A 15276-nucleotide genomic window follows, 5' to 3' on the forward strand; every position below is an offset into this window, starting at 1 on the left:
TCAGCTACGCGGCGGGGTGGCGTTAACCCGCCGTTTACGATGTTTGGATGCTTGTCGAACATCCGCGCACCGATGCGGGGGGTGCCACCCTTCGGAACCGTCTGCGTGAGCCACGCACCCTCGCCGTCGTCGCGGTGTCGGCGGTGCTCGCGCTGCTGGTCGGATTGCAGATCGCGGCCTGGGTCAGCGGGTTCGACGGTCCGTTGGCGAGCCTGGCCCGCGACTACGTCGGAACGCCGAAATCGATGTCGGTGCCGTGGGCGGGTCTGCTGCTCGCCCTCGTCGGGGTCAACGCGCGCAGGCGGTTGTCCGCGGTGGTCGCCGCGATCGGGATCGACGCGATCTACGCCGCGCTTCGGCTGCTCGACGGCAAACCCTTCACGGTCGGCAACGGGCCGACCATCGTGCTGACCGGGCTGGCGATCGTGGCGGCCGTGCGCTGGCGTGGGCGCGAGCGCACCGACGCGCTGAAGGCGGCGGCGCTGGGCGCGCTGCTGGTGCTCGCCACCAAGGTGGGTGACGTGTGGCTGCACGTCACCTCGGCGGTGCGGCCCTCGGTGCTCGACGAATACCTCGTCCTCGCCGACCACGCGCTCGGTGACCCGTCCTGGGTGCTCGGCCGGGTGCTCGAGGTCCTCGGACCCGAGGTGTACGGCGTGCTGCACTGGGTCTACATCGAACTGCCGGTCGCGGCGATCGTCGTCGCGGTGTGGCAGTTGCGCCGGGTGGTCCCGACGGGGGAGTGGCCGACGCACTACCTGGTCCGGACCTTCCTGGTGCTCGGGCTGGTCGGGCCGCTGTTCTATGTGCTGTTCCCGGTCGTGGGACCGATGTTCGCCTTCGGCGCGGACGGGCACGGCTTCCAGGTGGGCAACTTCTGGCCCTCGATGCTGCCGCCGATCGACCACAACCCGGCGCCACTGCCGTTCGACGCGTTCACTCCGCGCAACTGCATGCCGTCGATGCACACCGCCTGGGCGCTGTCGCTGTTCATCCATACCCGTCGCGATGTCGACGGCTCGCGCGCACCGGCCTGGCTGCGCTGGGGCGGCGCGTTCTGGCTGGCCGCGACCGTGGCCGCCACGCTCGGGTTCGGGTACCACTACGGCGTCGACCTGGTGGCGGGCGCGGTGCTGTGCCTGACCGTGGAGTCCGCGCTGCGGGCGCCCGAACGCGGCTGGGGCGCGTTCCGGGTGCGGATGGTCGGTTTCGGCGCCGTGGTGTTCGCCGGGCTGCTGCTGTCCTTCCGGTATCTCGCGGTGCCGATGGCCGAGTACCCAGTGCTCGCGGGCGCCGTCGTCCTCGGGCTGCTGGCCGCGGTGGCCGTCGCGTTCCACGCGACCTGGTTCGCCGCGGCCCCGCGACGGGCGCTCGCGCCGGTGGCCGGTTAGTCGTCGGCGTCGCGGCCGAGTTCGTTGATCCGCAGCAGGCCGTCGCGGTGCCGCTGCTCGCGGTAGGCGGTGCGGCCGAGGAGATGGGCGATGACCGGTGCGGTGAGGATGGTGAACAGGCCCGTCAGCACCAGCATCCAGACGTTGACGTCGCCCCTGATGTCGATGCCCGTGCCGATCAGCACCAGGACCAACCCGACCACTTGGGGCTTGGTGGCCGCGTGCATGCGGGTGAGGGTGTCGGGGAAACGCACGATACCGATGGCCGCGGTGAACGCGAGCGTGCAGCCGGTCAGGATCAGCACGGCCGAGACCCACTCCCATGCCGTCATCGGTCGTCCCTGACGCGGAAGCGCGTGACCGCGGCCGAGCCGAGGAAGCCGACCAGGGCCAGCGCCACGATCGCGGGGATGACCGTGGTGTCGTCGCTGTAGGCGGCCCAGACCGCGAGCCCGCAGGCGGCGATGGCCATCAGCGAGTCGATCCCGACGACCCGGTCCAGGGTGCTGGGTCCGGCCAGCACTCGGTAACTGGTGATGACCGCGGCGGCGGTGAGCAGGATGCCCGCGAGCACGGCGACGACCGTCACGACGGCACCTCCGAGTCGGGATCGAGCCGGCGGCGTTCGCTGGGTCGTTCGAAGGCGTTGATCAGCAGATGCTCCAATCGCCGGGTGGTGCGGTAGAACTTCAGCACCGATTTCTCGCTGCCCACGTCGAGCACGTGGACATAGACCACGCAGCGCGGCCGGTCCAGCTCGAGCACCATGGTGCCGGGGATCAGGTTGAGCAGGTCGGTGGCCATCACCAGCACCAGATCGGACTGGATGCCCAGGTGCACGCGCAGCACGCCCGAGACCGGCGGTCCGGCGGGGCGCAGCGCGAACCAGGCCACCTGCAGACTCGACTCGAACGCGTAATAGGCGCTGACCACGATCAATTCGATGAACGACACCGGATGGAACCGGCCGGTCACCGGGACCAGCGGCAGCGGCAGCGCGAAGACCACGATCAGCGCGACGACGAAGCCGGCCGCGACATTGGCCGCGCTCAGGTCGCCCCAGAGCGCGACCCAGACCGCGGTCAGCCACACCAGGACCCCGATCCGCAGCACGTTGTCGCGGTTGACCAGCCCTCCGATCGTCATCGCGGCTCCGATCCGAGGACGGCGCCGATGTAGACCGACGGGTCGTCCAGGTCGGCGGCCGCGCGTTCGGCGATGCCCAGGATCGGTCCGGCGAGCACGGTCAGCGCCAGCCCGGCGGTGACCAGGCCCGCGGTCGCCAGCACCATCAGCACCGGCATCCGGCCGGGGTCGGTGCGGTCCTCGTAGTACACGTCGGTCGAGTCCTCGACCAGCGTCGGTGGTTTCGCCGCGGTGAGATGGCCCTCCGGTGCCTCTTCACGCGGCCGCCAGAACGCCTTGCTCCACACCCGCGCCACCGCGTACAGCGTCAGCAGACTGGTGACGACCGAGCCGCCCACCAGTACCCAGGCCAGCACACTGCCCTCGGCCGCGCCCGCCTCCAGCAGCGCGACCTTGCCGATGAACCCGGAGAACGGCGGGATACCACCGAGATTCAGGGCCGGGATCAGGAACAGCACGCCCAGCAGCGGGCTCGCGGCGGCCAGTCCGCCGATCCGGCGCAGCGAGACCGACCCGGCCTGGCGTTCGATCAGACCGACGGCCAGGAACAGCGCGGTCTGCACCAGGATGTGGTGGGCGATGTAGAAGACCGCGCCGGTCAGGCCCGCCGTGGTGGCCAGGCCGATGCCGAAGACCATGTAGCCGATATGGCTGACCAGGGTGAACGAGAGCAGTCGCCGGATATCGGTCTGCGCGATGGCGCCCAGGATGCCGACCAGCATCGTCGCCAGCCCGCACACCAGCAGGATGTCGTCGAACGCGCCGTCGGGGAACCACAGGGTGTGCGTGCGGATGATCGCGTACACACCGACTTTGGTGAGCAGACCGGCGAAGACGGCGGTCACCGGCGCGGGCGCGGTGGGGTAGGAGTCGGGCAGCCAGCTCGACAGCGGGAACACCGCCGCCTTGATCCCGAACGCCACCAGCAGCACCGCGTAGCAGGCGGTGCGCACGCCGCTCGGGGTGGCCTCGAGGCGCACGGCCAGTTGCGCGAGATTCAGTGTCCCGGTGGCGGCGTAGGTGATGCCGATGCCGATCAGGAAGATCAGTGACGACACCATCGAGACCATGACATAGGCGATCCCGGTGCGGATGCGCTCCTCGGTCGCGCCGACGGTGAGCAGCACGAACGAGGCGACGAGCAGGACCTCGAACCCGACGAACAGGTTGAACAGGTCACCGGCGAGGAACGCCGTCGCCACGCCCGCGGTCAGCACCAGGTACGTGGGCCGGTAGATCGAGGTCGGCTGGTTCTCGCCGCCGTCGGAGATGTTCTGTCCCGCACCGTAGATCGACACGACCAGCAGCACGAACGCCGACACCAGCAGCATCGCCGCCGAGAGCCGGTCGACCACCAGCGTGATCCCGATGGGCGACGACCAGCCGCCCACCTGGACCGCGGTGGTGCCGTCGCGGTCGGCCAGATACAGCAGCAGCGCGCTGATCACCAGCACACACGACAGCGCGCTCAGCGAGATCATCGCCTGGAGCCGGGGGCGGCGGCCGAACACCAGCGTCGCCGCGGCTCCGAGCAGCGGGACCAGCACCGGCAGCGCGGCGAGCGTGGGGAGCAGATCCGGGGACAGCGTCACTGTTCGGGATCCTCCCGTTCCCGCCGGGCGGCGATCTGGGCGTCCTCGGGGTCGTTGTCGACGTCCTCGGTGGTGGTCAGCATGTAGGAGCGGTAGGCCAGCGCGAGCACGAACGCGGCCAGGCCCATGGTGATGACGATGGCGGTGAGCACCATGGCCTGGGCAAGCGGGTCGGCCATGCCGTCGTGGGAGGTATCGGAACTGCCGAGGACCGGCGGCCGCCCGTCGGGGCCGCCCATGGTGAGGATCAGCAGGTTCACCGCGTTGCCCAGCAGGATCATCCCGAGCAGCATCTTCGAGACCACCCGCTCGAGCAACAGGTACACCCCGCACGCGGTGAGCGCGCCGATGGTGATCAGCAGAACGAGATTGGCACTCATACCAATTCCTTGTCCAGGCGGGCGCCGAGGCTGCGCAGCACGTCGAGGACCAGCCCGACCACGACCAGGTAGACGCCGAGGTCGAAGAACATCGCGGTGACCAGCTTGATGTGGCCGAGCACCGGCAGCGTCACCTCGACGATCGCCGACGACAGCGGCGGCGCGCCGAGCAGCAGCGAGGCGGTCGCGGTGCCCGCGGCCAGGGTGAGTCCGGCGCCGAGCAGGTGTCCGGCGTCGACCGGCAGCGCCTCGCCCAGCTCGTAGCGGCCGCCCGCCAGGTAGCGCAGGGTCAGCGCGAGCCCGGCGACCAAGCCGCCCGCGAAGCCGCCACCCGGCGCGTTGTGCCCGGAGAAGAAGAAGTACACCGACAGCACCATGATGGTGGGGAAGATCAGCCGGGTAGTGATCTGCAGGACCATCGAGCGGTCGCGCCGGTCGACCAGCCGGGCGGCCGACAGCCAGCTCACCGCGTCGGGGTCGTAGTTCGGTGAGTCGGCCGCGCGCGGCGCGCTGCCGAAGCGGCGGCTGCGGAACACCAGCGAGGCGACGCCGGTCGCGGCGACGACGAGTACCGAGATCTCGCCCAGGGTGTCCCAGGCCCTGATGTCGACGAGCAGCACGTTCACCGCGTTCTTGCCGCCGCCGATCCGGTAGGCGGCGTCCGGGATGGCCTGCCAGATCGGTTCGGCGCGGCGGGCGGCGGTGGCGAACGCGGCCAGCACCGCGACGGTGACGCCGACGCCGACGGCGAGCAGTGCCCGGCGGATCTTGAAGGCCGTCGCCTGGTCCTCGGCGATCTCGGCGGGGAACGCGCGCAACACCAGCACGAAGATCACCAGGGTCAGGGTCTCGACCAGGAATTGGGTCAGCGCCAGGTCGGGCGCGCCGTGCAGGGCGAAGATCACGCCGCAGCCGTAGCCGGTGACCCCGACGACGAGCACGCTGGCCAACCGGTTGCGCAGCACCGTCGCCGCCAGCGCCATCGCGATCATGATCGCCCCGATCGCGGCTTGCAGCGGCGAATCCCACAGCCGCAGCTCCACTCCCGTGCGGGTGCCGAGCGCCAGCAGGACCGTCGGCAGCACGATCAGGGTGCCCAGGATGGTGGCCTGGCTGGCGGGCAGCGAACCGGACTGCACGGTGCCGGTGATCTTCAGCGAGAGCCGGTCCATCGCGCGCAGGGCCGCGTCGTAGGCGCGGTCGGCGTTGCCAAGGCGCGGATGGACCGGTTCGGTGATCCGGCCGCGGATGAGGAACAGGGCGACGCCGGCGACGATGATGAACAGCGTCAGCACCAGCGGCCAGGTGACGTCGTGCCAGAGCGCGAGGTGGGCGTCCAGTTCACCGGGCAAGGTCTGGGCGTAGGGGCTCAGCCACCGGTCGACGTCGGTCGTGTCCAGCCCGCCCGCGACGCCCGCCGCGGCGAGCACCGCGGGCGGCACCAGCAGCAGCGGACCCGGCGCGTGCCAGGTCATCGGTGGGGTCGGCGACCCGGCGCCACGGAAGGCACCCCAGATGAAGCGGGTGCTGTAGGCCACCGTGAACGCCGAGCCGATCGCGATGCCAGCCAGCTCGGCCAGCTTGACCGGTGTCGTCAGTACTTCCGCCGACCACACCGAGCTCAGCGCCGACTCCTTGCCGACGAAGCCGAGCAGCGGGGCGATCCCGGCCATGCTCAGCGCGGCGACGACCGCGATGGCGCACAACCACGGCGCCCGCCGCCCGAGCCCGGACAGCTCGCGCAGGTCACGCGTGCCCGCGCCGTGATCGATGATGCCGACCACCATGAACAGGCAGGCCTTGAACAGGGCGTGCGCGACCAGCAGCGTGATCCCGGCCAGGGCCGCGTCCGGCGTGCCGATCGCCATCATCGTCATCAGCAGGCCCAGTTGGCTGACGGTGCCGAAGGCCAGCACCAGTTTGAGGTCGTACACCTGCATCGCCCGCCAGCCCGCCAGCAGGATCGAGATCAGACCCAGCGGCAGCAGCATGACGTGCCAGGGCGGGGTCTGGGCGAAGGCGGGCGCGAGCCGGGCCACCAGGTAGATGCCCGCCTTCACCATCGCGGCCGCGTGCAGATAGGCGCTGACCGGGGTCGGCGCGGCCATCGCGCCGGGGAGCCAGAAGTGCAGCGGGACGATCGCCGATTTGCTGATCGCGCCGATCAGCACCAACCCGATGCCGACCGAGACCGCGGTCCCGCCGGGCGGCGCGGTGGCCAGCAGATCCGACAGCAGGTAACTGCCGTAGCGGTTGCCGAGCACGACGATCCCGACCAGCATCGCCAGCCCGCCCGCCCCGGTCACCAGTAGCGCCTGGATCGCCGCCCGCCTGCTCACCGACCGCTCGGCGTAGTGCCCGACGAGCAGGAACGACAGCACTGTCGTGATTTCCCAGAAGACATAGAGCAGCAGCATGTTGTCGCTGGTGACCAGGCCGAACATGGCGCCCGCGAAACCGGTCAGCTCGGCCGCGAAGACCCCGAGCTTGGCTTCGTCGCGCTCGAAATAGCGTCCGCAATAGGCCAGGATCAGCGCGCCGATGCCGAGAACCAGCGTGCACATCACCGCGGCGAGGGAGTCGAAGCGCAGATCGATGTCCATCGAGATCTGCGGCGCCCATCGCACATGCGTGCGCACGGTCGTTCCCCAGTGCGCGATCACCCAGCCGAGACTGCCCAGCGGTACCAGCGCGAGCAGGTAGAAAGCGTTGCGGCCCAGCACTCGCACACACACCGGGGCCACCAGTGCGGCCAGCGCGTGGGCGAGTAGAACGGCGAGCAACTCCTCCTCCGTCGGGTAGGTGGCGGTCGAGTAGTGCGCCCCGATCCTACGGGCGATCCCGTCGGGTTTCGTGGCACCGGTGCTGTCGCGTCGGCCATGTCGCGGGGCGCCCGGCTATCACCGCGCGACGGATTCCGTTTCCGCGGGCCGGATCCGGTACAACACGGCCAGACCGGCCGCGGCGCCGATCGTGATGGTCAGCGCGACCCAGCCCGGAATGCTGTCGTCGACCGAGGTCGTGCCCGTGGGCCAGTGGCGCTGCCGAGTGGGGATGGACCACAGGATCGACGGCAGGTACAGCGCGCCGAGGCCGAGCACGGCGCTGGGCAGGTAGACGACCCGCAGCGAACCGGCGGCGAAACCCACGACGCCGGTCAGCGCCACGACACCCGCCGTCCAGGCGAACGCCCACGGAAGCCGTTCGGCCACGGTGGCGAACACGCAGATCGCGGCCGCGCCGAGCAGTACGAGCCACGGTCGCGACCAGCGCAGGCCGGCCAGGATGGCGGCGGTCGCGACGAGCAGGATCAGGACGAGATTCCAGCCGAGACTCAGCGCGTCGGCGAGCGAGTCGGCCGCGGCGCCCAGGCTGACCGCCATCAGCACGCCCGTGCCGTCGCGGCCGGGCAGCAGGACGGCGGTGGCGAAGGCGGCGGCCAGCGTGACCACCACGGCGAGGGTGATCTGCCAGGTGTTGCCGTGCAGGTCGTCGAACTCGCGATCGAGCCAGTCGGTGGCGATCAGCAGCGTCACAGACAGCACGGTGGCGGCCACGATCGGGCTGATCGGCAGGTCGGCGGCCAGGCGCGCGATGCCGGGCAGCATGATGCCGTGCCGGTGACGCAGGGTGTTCAGCGTCAGCAGCACGACCGCGGCGACGACCAGCCAGGCCGGGGTGTGCACGGACCTGCTGGCCGTGGCCGAGGTGTTCGAGCTGAACACGGCCACGACCTCGCCGTAGACGAACACTGTGACGACCCCGAGCAGGAAACCGACCGCGGGCCAGCGCATCCGCAGCGCGCAGATGCCGAGCGCGCCGAACAGCACGCCACCGCAGAGCGAGTCGACGTAGTTCTGGGTGGTCAGCACGTCGGTGGAGGTCATCGTCTGCCCGACGAAGTAGTTGATCGCCAGGGCGAGTGAGCCGCACGCCGCGGCCAGCCAGACCAGTCCGGGCCGGGTGATCGGCCGGGCCAGCACCGCGACGACGACGGCGACGATGAGCCCCAGCGCCGCCGCGCGCGGCACGCTGTTGATCAGGCTGGTGACCCGGTAGGGCGAGTCGACCGCGGACTCGGCGCCGAAGGTGAACGGCAGGAACAGCGACATCCCCGCCGCCGCGGCCCCGGCGAAGGCCGCCACCGCGTCCAGACCATCCCGGATCTTGGGCACCCTTCGACGATACCGGCGAAAACCGTCCTACCTGGGATATCACGACCGGATGACCGGGCGGCGCGTTCGCCGACGGTGCGCGATCCGGTCGCGCCGGACACCGCTACGGCGCGACGGGTGTCGGCGCCGCGGGCCGGATCCGGTACAGCAGCACGGGAATGGTCAGGCGCGGCTCTCGGCATACCGGCGCAGCGACTCGACCTGCTCGCGATCCAGCGACGGCCGCACGCTCGCCCGGGCGGCGGCGACGTCCTCGACGGTGACATCGGCCGCCGCCATATCGCGGCGCAGCGCCGACAGCGCCGCCTCGCGCAGCAGGGCCGAGCAGTCCGCGGCGGAGTAGCCGTCGAGGTCCTCGGCCAGTGCGGCCAGGTCGACGTCGGCCGCCAGCGGCACCGAGCGACCCGCGGTGCGCAGGATGTCGAGCCGGGCGGGCCCGTCGGGCGGCGGCACGAACACCAACCGGTCCAGCCGCCCCGGTCGCAGCAGCGCCGGATCGATCAGCTCGGGCCGGTTGGTCGCGCCGACGACCACCACATCGCGCAGCGGTTCCACCCCGTCGAGCTCGGTGAGCAGGGCCGCGACCACCCGGTCGGAGACCCCGGAGTCGCTGCTCTGCCCGCGTCGCGGTGCCAGCGCGTCCACCTCGTCGAGGAAGATCAGCGACGGCGCCGAATCGCGGGCGCGCTGGAACAGTTCGCGCACGGCCCGCTCGGAGGAGCCGACCCACTTGTCCATCAGCTCAGCGCCTTTGACCGCGTGCACGCTGAGCTGACCGGTGCCCGCCAGCGCCCGCACCAGGAAGGTCTTACCGCAGCCGGGCGGACCGTAGAGCAGCACACCGCGCGGCGGGTCGATGCCGAGCCGGGCGAATGAATCGGGGTGCCGCAGCGGCCACAGGACCGCCTCGGTGAGCGCCTGTTTGGTCTCCACCATGTCGCCGACATCGTCGAGATCGAGCGAGCCGATCGCCAATTCCTCGGTCCCCGAACGAGACAGCGGCCGGATGACATCGAGCGCGCCGACCAGGTCGTCCTGGGTGAGTTCGGGCTCGGACTGCTCGCGGCTGGCCCGTCCGGCCGCGCGCACCGCGGCCTCCCGACACAGCGCGGCCAGGTCGGCCACCACGAAACCGGGTGTGCGCGAGGCGATCAGCTCCAGGTCGAGGGTGCCCGAGGGCACCTTGCGCAGCAGCTGTTCGAGCAGAGCCCGCCGGACCACGGCGGTCGGCAGCGGCAGGGTGAGTTCGCGATCGCACAGGTCCGGCGCGCGCAAGCGCGCGTCCACCTGGGCCGGATGGGCGGTGGTGGCGAGCAGAGCCACGCACGGCGCGCGCATCGCGGCCCGCAGCTGGTCGAGGATCAGCGTGGCGACCGGCTCCGCCTCGACGGGCAGCAGCGCGTCGATATCGGTGATCAGCAGGATGCCGCCCTGCCCGGCGGCGACGTCCCCGACCGCCTCGGCGACCTCGCGCAACCGGTTTCCGCTTTCCATCGCGCCGACGCTGGGTCCGTCGAGTTCCACCACGCGCCGCGGCGCGGCCACCGCCCTGGCCAGCGTCGCCTTGCCGACTCCGGCGGGCCCGGTGACGAGCACGCCCAGATGTGCCGGTGCCCCCAGGGTTTTCAGCAGCTCGGGCTCGTCGAGCGCCAGGCTCAGCCACTCCGACAGCTTGGCCGCCTGCCCCTGCACGCCGGCCAGCTCCTCGACCTGGATCGGCGCGGTCCCCGTGCTCACGGAGACGGCATCGGCGGGCAGGCCGTTGAGGCCGGGGTCGGCGTCGCGTTCCATCGCGTGCAGGATCGCGGCCGGGCCACGACCCCAGCCGACGGCCGAATTGGGTTGCACGCTCACCGGTCCCGGCATCGGCTCGATCGCGGTGACGGTGAGCAGTTCGGTGGTCCAGGCGATGCCGAAGGCGCGCGAGAGCGCCTGGGTGGCCGCCGCCGAACTGATGTCGGGGCCGAGGTCGCGCGGCAGCAGCGAGACCGTGTCACCGACGGTGACGACCTTGCCGAGCAGGGCCTGGCGCAGCGTGGCCGCCGGGATGCTGGCCGTGGCGTGGGCCGATCCGCTCAGCGAGATCTGCTTGGCGCCGTAGACCGTCACCGGTGCGACCGTCACCGCCGCGTTCTCGCGCAGCCCCACATTCGACAGCGTCACGTCGTCGAGCAGTGCGACGCCGGGCGGAGTGCTCGCCGGTGCCTTGGCCACCACCGCCGCCGTCCGGCGGGCGCCGGTCAGGGCGATGCCGTCCCATTCGCGCAGGCCGAGCGCGGTCAGCGTCTCGGGGTGCAGACGCACCACCCCGCGCCGGGCATCGGCCGCCGAAGGGTTGAGCCGGGCGGTCAGCGAGAGTTCAGCCACCACCCCATCCTATGGACGCCCGGACCGCAGCCATTGGCATCCGCTCGAACAAGCTGGCATCCTTACCTCCCGAACCGGACCACCACGTTTTCGGCCGCCTCGCATCCGAGCGGCGAGACGTAACGCCGCAGGCGGAGTATCGCCGCTCGGACGCGAGGTTACGAGGCCGAAAACCCGCGGCGCCAGCCGCCGAGAACACAGTGAGCTGCAGATGAATCGAATCTCCCTCGTCGTCCTGGCTGCTGGGGCGTTGTGCTTGACGGTGGCCGGATGCGGTTCCGACGACGCCGCCGACGCGAGCGGGCTGCGCAAGGGCACACCGACCTCGAGCGCGAGCGCGAGTGCCACCACCACGACCAAGGCCGGCGCGCCGACGACATCGGCGAGCGCCGCGCCGGCCGCCGCCGAGATCACCTGCGGTCAGTTCAAGGAACTCGACACCGAGGGTGAGAAGCAGGCGATCGAGCAGATCCTGGCGGCCAATCCGGGCAGCCCCTTCGAGGGCAGCCCGAACGTGGCGCTCGGCACCGCGAAGCTGGTCTGCCTCGCGCCGGGCAACGCCGACAAGACCGTCGCCGAGGCCGCCGGGATCACGCCCTAGCGCTGCTAGTGGACCAGTGACTGCCAGTTCGCGGGCACCCGGTCGGCCGGTCCCGGCACGGACTGGCCGATCGGATGACTGGTCGGCGCCGCGAGTTCGGGCCCGCCGCTGTACATCTCGCTGGTGGTGAAGTTGTAGAACCAGTCCTCGCCCGGCTCGTAGCTCTGCATGAACGGATGCCCGGTCGAGGCGAAATGCTTCGACGCGTGCTGGCTCGGCGAGCTGTCGCAACAGCCCACGTGCCCGCATTCGGCGCAGCGGCGCAGATGCACCCACCAGCCGTTCGCGGCGTCGCATTCCACGCAACCGGCCCCGCTCGGCGGGACGCTGGTGTCGATACCTTCGAACTCTTCAGCCATCACTGATCTCCTGTGTTCGACGGGGTGCTGTCGTTGTCCGCCTGGGGATCGAGCGGCAGGCGGACGATGAAACGGGTGTCGCCCGGCTCGGATTCGACCCGGATGTCGCCGTTGTGCTTGTTGACCACGATCCGGAACGAGATGTCGAGGCCGAGTCCGGTGCCGTCACCGACCGGTTTGGTGGTGAAGAACGGTTCGAAGATCCGGCCCTTCGCCTCGGGCGCGATGCCGGGGCCGGTATCGCCGATCTCGACGACCGCGCAGTCGTTCTCCTGGTAGGTGCGCAGCGTCAAGGTGCCTGCGCCGTCCATCGCGTAGACCGCGTTGTCGATGAGGTTGGTCCACACCTGGTTGAGTTCGGCCGCGAAGCACGGGACCGGCGGCAGCGAGCGGTCGTAGTCCTTGACCACCCGCACGCCGTCACCGAGCTTGCGATTGAGCATCACCAGCGTGGAATCGAGCAGTTCGTGCAGGTCGACGACCTGGTAGGGCGCGCGGTCCATCTGCGAGTACTGCTTGGCCGCGCCGACCAGGGTGGAGATGCGGGCCGTCGAGTCGCCGATCTCGTTCATCAGCAGCTCGGTCTCGATGGTGTAGTTCAGCCAGCGGATCGCGCCCTCGAAGACCTGCGCCTGGCAGGCCTCCAGGGTCGCGTGCACGCCTTCGAGCCAGTCGATGTCGAGCCCGGCCTGGACGAAGGTCGGCGCCAGGTTCCAGCCGTCGGCGATGCCGTGCTCGTCGAACCAGTCGGCGAGCGCGTCCTCCCGGTCGGCGGCCTCGAGCGGCGACAGGTCGGGCGCCTTGGCGACCCGCTCGGCCGCCTGCTCCTGCAGATCGACCAGATGCACCAGCGCCTCGGGCGGGAACTTGCCGGTGGCCATCATCTTGAGCTTGTGGCGCATGCCCGCGACGCGTTCGCGCAGGCCGGCGGTGGCCCGCACCGCGGCGGCGGCCGGGTTGTTGAGCTCGTGGGTCAGCCCGGCCGACAGCGATCCGAGCGCGAGCAGCCGTTCCCGCTCGGCGATCCGCTGACTGGACTTCTGCCCGCCGTAGAAGGCGCCCTCCAGCAGGTGCACCGCCATCGGGAACCAGTCCTTGACCATCCGCGCGAAGTCCGCGGCCGCCAGCACCAGGAACCGGGAGCGCCGCTGGACATACATCGAGCCCGCGTAGTCCTGGCTCACCTTGTCGCCCAGGTAGGCCATCCAGGCGCCCGCGTAGACGCCGCGGTGGTCGGTGCGGTTGATCTCGATCTCGATGCCGCCGGACAGCTTCGTCAGCCGCACCTCGCCGTCGATCAGCACGTAGAAGCAGGTCGCCGGCTCGCCCTCGCGGTAGACCGGGCCCGGGTCGATGTATTCGATCCGGCCCGCCTCACACAGCTGCGCGAGCTGGTCGTCGTCGAGCTTCTCGAACAGGAACAGCGTGCGCAGTTCGTTCGGATCGCAGATCAGCATGCTGTCGGTCATCGCCGCTCCTGAGTAGTAGCAGTGGGCATGATCGGACGGCCCCCGTGGTGACGCTCCGCTCCCGCCCCCGGCCGCTGGCTACTCATGCCAGATACCGGTGGACGAGCATGACCGCCATCGCGCCCTCACCGACCGCGGAGGCGACCCGCTTGGCCGATTCGGCGTGCACGTCGCCCGCCACGAAGACACCGGGGACGCTGGTCTCCAGGTGATGCGGTGGGCGGGGCAGTTCCCAGCCCGGCGGGCGGGCGCCGTCGATCATCAGGTCGGGTCCGGCCACCACGTAGCCGGCGTCGTCGCGGATGACGACGCCATCGAGCCAGCCGGTCTGCGGCGCGGCGCCGATGAACAGGAACAGCCGTTGCGCGTCGACCTTGTCCTCGGTGCCGGTGCGGTTGTCGCGCAGCACGATCCGTTCCAGGTGATCGTCACCGTCGACGCCGACCACCTCGGTCTCGGTGTGCACCACGATGTTCGGGATCTGCGCGATCTGCTGGATCAGGTAGTGCGACATCGACTTCTCCAGCGCGTCGCTCCGGACCACGATGTGCACCCGACGGGCGTTGCGCGAGAGGAACACCGCGGCCTGTCCGGCCGAGTTGGCCCCGCCGACGATGTAGACGTCCTGATCAGCGCACTCGGCCGCCTCGGTCATCGCCGAGCCGTAGTACACACCCCGACCGGTGAACTCGTCGACGCCGGGTGCCGGATGACGCCGGTAGTCGACGCCGGTCGCGATCAGCACCGTGTGCGCGCACAGCTTGCCGCCGTCGGCGAAGCGCACCGTGCGCGCGGACCCGTTGACCTCCAGCCCGACGACATCGCGGGTGGTGATGATCTCCGCGCCGAATTTGGCGGCTTGCCGTCGCGCCCGGTCGGCCAGCTGCGCACCGGACAAGCCGTCGGGAAAGCCCAGGTAGTTCTCGATCCGCGAACTCTGCCCGGCCTGTCCGCCGGTCGCGGTGCGTTCCACCAGCACCGTGCGCAGTCCCTCGGACGCGCCGTACACCGCGGCGCCGAGCCCGGCCGGGCCACCGCCGACGACGATCAGGTCGTAGAAGTCGCCGCTGGGTTCCACGGTGAGGCCGACGTTCTCGGCGAGCTCGCTGTCGCTGGGCTGGATCAGCGCGGTGCCCGCCGCGGTGATCACCACCGGACAGGTCAGCGGATCGGCGCCCGCCGCCTCGAGCAACCGCGCACCCTCCGGCTCGTCGACGGGGTACCAGCGGTACGGCAACTGGTTGCGCGCCAGGAACTCGCGCACCTGCGAGGACCGCGGCGACCAGCGATCGCCGACCACCTTCGTCTCGTGGACCGGCCGCTGCTCCGCGCTGCGCCAGGCGTCGAGCAGGCCGTCGAGCACCGGGTAGAGCTTCTCCTCCGGCGGGTCCCACGGCTTGAGCAGATAGTGGTCCAGATCGATGACGTTGATCGCGTCGATGGCGGCGTTGGTGTCGGCGTAGGCGGTCAGCAGGACGCGGCGCGCGTAGGGGTGCAGGTCCATCGCCTGCTCCAGGAATTCGATGCCGTCCATGCCCGGCATCCGGTAGTCGGCGATCAGCACCGCGACCGGCTGGCCGCGCAGTTTCATCTCCCGCAGAGCCTCGAGCGCCTGTGGTCCCGACTCGGCCCGCAGGATCCGGTAGTCCGCGCCGTAGCGGCGGCGCAGGTCGCGCACCACCGCCCGGGAGACCCCCGGATCGTCGTCAACGCTCAGAATGGCCGGTTTGGTTACCGCTGGAGTGCTCACCAGAGAAGTATCCCCCTCCGTGGAGGTGGTGCGCCGCCGCGCGTGG

General features: G+C 70.6%; 13 protein-coding genes. 2 read left to right on the plus strand and 11 right to left on the minus strand.

The window, feature by feature from the left end:
• Nucleotides 1–47: 47 nt before the first annotated feature.
• The gene (locus tag V8688_RS07715) at nt 48–1391 is read left to right on the plus strand and encodes a DUF5933 domain-containing protein (protein ID WP_342800493.1); all 1344 of its coding nucleotides are present in this window, start codon (nt 48–50) and stop codon (nt 1389–1391) included.
• On the opposite strand, the gene mnhG is transcribed toward V8688_RS07715, so the two are convergent.
• The 8 genes from mnhG to V8688_RS07755 form a co-directional block, all read right to left on the minus strand.
• The gene (gene mnhG, locus V8688_RS07720; RefSeq protein ID WP_218722121.1) at nt 1388–1723 is read right to left on the minus strand and encodes a monovalent cation/H(+) antiporter subunit G; all 336 of its coding nucleotides are present in this window, start codon (nt 1721–1723) and stop codon (nt 1388–1390) included. The genes V8688_RS07715 and mnhG overlap by 4 nt on opposite strands.
• Nucleotides 1720–1980, minus strand: coding sequence for a monovalent cation/H+ antiporter complex subunit F (locus V8688_RS07725; RefSeq protein ID WP_218722120.1), 261 nt, complete (start codon nt 1978–1980; stop codon nt 1720–1722). The genes mnhG and V8688_RS07725 overlap by 4 nt, the downstream gene beginning before the upstream one ends.
• Complete coding sequence (locus tag V8688_RS07730; RefSeq protein ID WP_218722119.1) at nt 1977–2537, minus strand: Na+/H+ antiporter subunit E; 561 nt, start codon at nt 2535–2537, stop codon at nt 1977–1979. The genes V8688_RS07725 and V8688_RS07730 overlap by 4 nt, the downstream gene beginning before the upstream one ends.
• Nucleotides 2534–4129 carry a Na+/H+ antiporter subunit D gene (locus V8688_RS07735; protein WP_218722118.1) on the minus strand — a complete coding sequence of 532 codons (1596 nt, stop codon included), beginning with the start codon at nt 4127–4129 and terminating at the stop codon, nt 2534–2536. Before V8688_RS07735 ends, V8688_RS07730 begins: the two co-directional genes overlap by 4 nt.
• Entirely contained in the window at nt 4126–4509 is a 384-nt protein-coding gene (locus V8688_RS07740; protein ID WP_218722117.1) for a Na(+)/H(+) antiporter subunit C, read from the minus strand. Before V8688_RS07740 ends, V8688_RS07735 begins: the two co-directional genes overlap by 4 nt.
• Entirely contained in the window at nt 4506–7292 is a 2787-nt protein-coding gene (locus tag V8688_RS07745) for a Na+/H+ antiporter subunit A (protein ID WP_342800494.1), read from the minus strand. Before V8688_RS07745 ends, V8688_RS07740 begins: the two co-directional genes overlap by 4 nt.
• A gap of 117 nt (nt 7293–7409) precedes the next feature.
• Nucleotides 7410–8684, minus strand: a complete 1275-nt coding sequence (locus tag V8688_RS07750) for a hypothetical protein (protein WP_342800495.1) — start codon at nt 8682–8684, stop codon at nt 7410–7412.
• Between the two features lie 162 nt (nt 8685–8846).
• Nucleotides 8847–11051 carry an AAA family ATPase gene (locus V8688_RS07755; RefSeq protein WP_316576282.1) on the minus strand — a complete coding sequence of 735 codons (2205 nt, stop codon included), beginning with the start codon at nt 11049–11051 and terminating at the stop codon, nt 8847–8849.
• A 211-nt stretch (nt 11052–11262) separates the two neighbouring features.
• Here V8688_RS07755 and V8688_RS07760 point away from each other — a divergent pair, with 211 nt between their 5' ends.
• Complete coding sequence (locus V8688_RS07760) at nt 11263–11652, plus strand: hypothetical protein (protein ID WP_316576281.1); 390 nt, start codon at nt 11263–11265, stop codon at nt 11650–11652.
• Between the two features lie 5 nt (nt 11653–11657).
• On the opposite strand, the gene V8688_RS07765 is transcribed toward V8688_RS07760, so the two are convergent.
• From V8688_RS07765 to V8688_RS07775, 3 genes are all read right to left on the minus strand, one after another.
• Nucleotides 11658–12011: a UBP-type zinc finger domain-containing protein gene (locus V8688_RS07765; RefSeq protein WP_218722113.1), complete on the minus strand. Its 354-nt coding sequence runs from the start codon at nt 12009–12011 to the stop codon at nt 11658–11660.
• Complete coding sequence (locus tag V8688_RS07770; RefSeq protein ID WP_316576280.1) at nt 12011–13480, minus strand: ATP-binding protein; 1470 nt, start codon at nt 13478–13480, stop codon at nt 12011–12013. Before V8688_RS07770 ends, V8688_RS07765 begins: the two co-directional genes overlap by 1 nt.
• A gap of 82 nt (nt 13481–13562) precedes the next feature.
• Complete coding sequence (locus V8688_RS07775; protein ID WP_218722111.1) at nt 13563–15230, minus strand: FAD-dependent oxidoreductase; 1668 nt, start codon at nt 15228–15230, stop codon at nt 13563–13565.
• Nucleotides 15231–15276: the final 46 nt, after the last annotated feature.

The organism is Nocardia sp. No.11 (assembly GCF_038752175.1).
GTDB lineage: Bacteria > Actinomycetota > Actinomycetes > Mycobacteriales > Mycobacteriaceae > Nocardia > Nocardia canadensis.

What these genes read in the sequence shown, in the direction of transcription:
- V8688_RS07740 (WP_218722117.1), bottom strand. Translation starts at nt 4,509, where the DNA reads ATGAGTGCCAATCTCGTTCTGCTGATCACCATCGGCGCGCTCACCGCG.
- V8688_RS07770 (WP_316576280.1), bottom strand. Translation starts at nt 13,480, where the DNA reads ATGACCGACAGCATGCTGATCTGCGATCCGAACGAACTGCGCACGCTG.
- V8688_RS07715 (WP_342800493.1), top strand. Translation starts at nt 48, where the DNA reads ATGCTTGTCGAACATCCGCGCACCGATGCGGGGGGTGCCACCCTTCGG.
- V8688_RS07765 (WP_218722113.1), bottom strand. Translation starts at nt 12,011, where the DNA reads ATGGCTGAAGAGTTCGAAGGTATCGACACCAGCGTCCCGCCGAGCGGG.
- V8688_RS07760 (WP_316576281.1), top strand. Translation starts at nt 11,263, where the DNA reads ATGAATCGAATCTCCCTCGTCGTCCTGGCTGCTGGGGCGTTGTGCTTG.
- mnhG (WP_218722121.1), bottom strand. Translation starts at nt 1,723, where the DNA reads ATGACGGCATGGGAGTGGGTCTCGGCCGTGCTGATCCTGACCGGCTGC.
- V8688_RS07730 (WP_218722119.1), bottom strand. Translation starts at nt 2,537, where the DNA reads ATGACGATCGGAGGGCTGGTCAACCGCGACAACGTGCTGCGGATCGGG.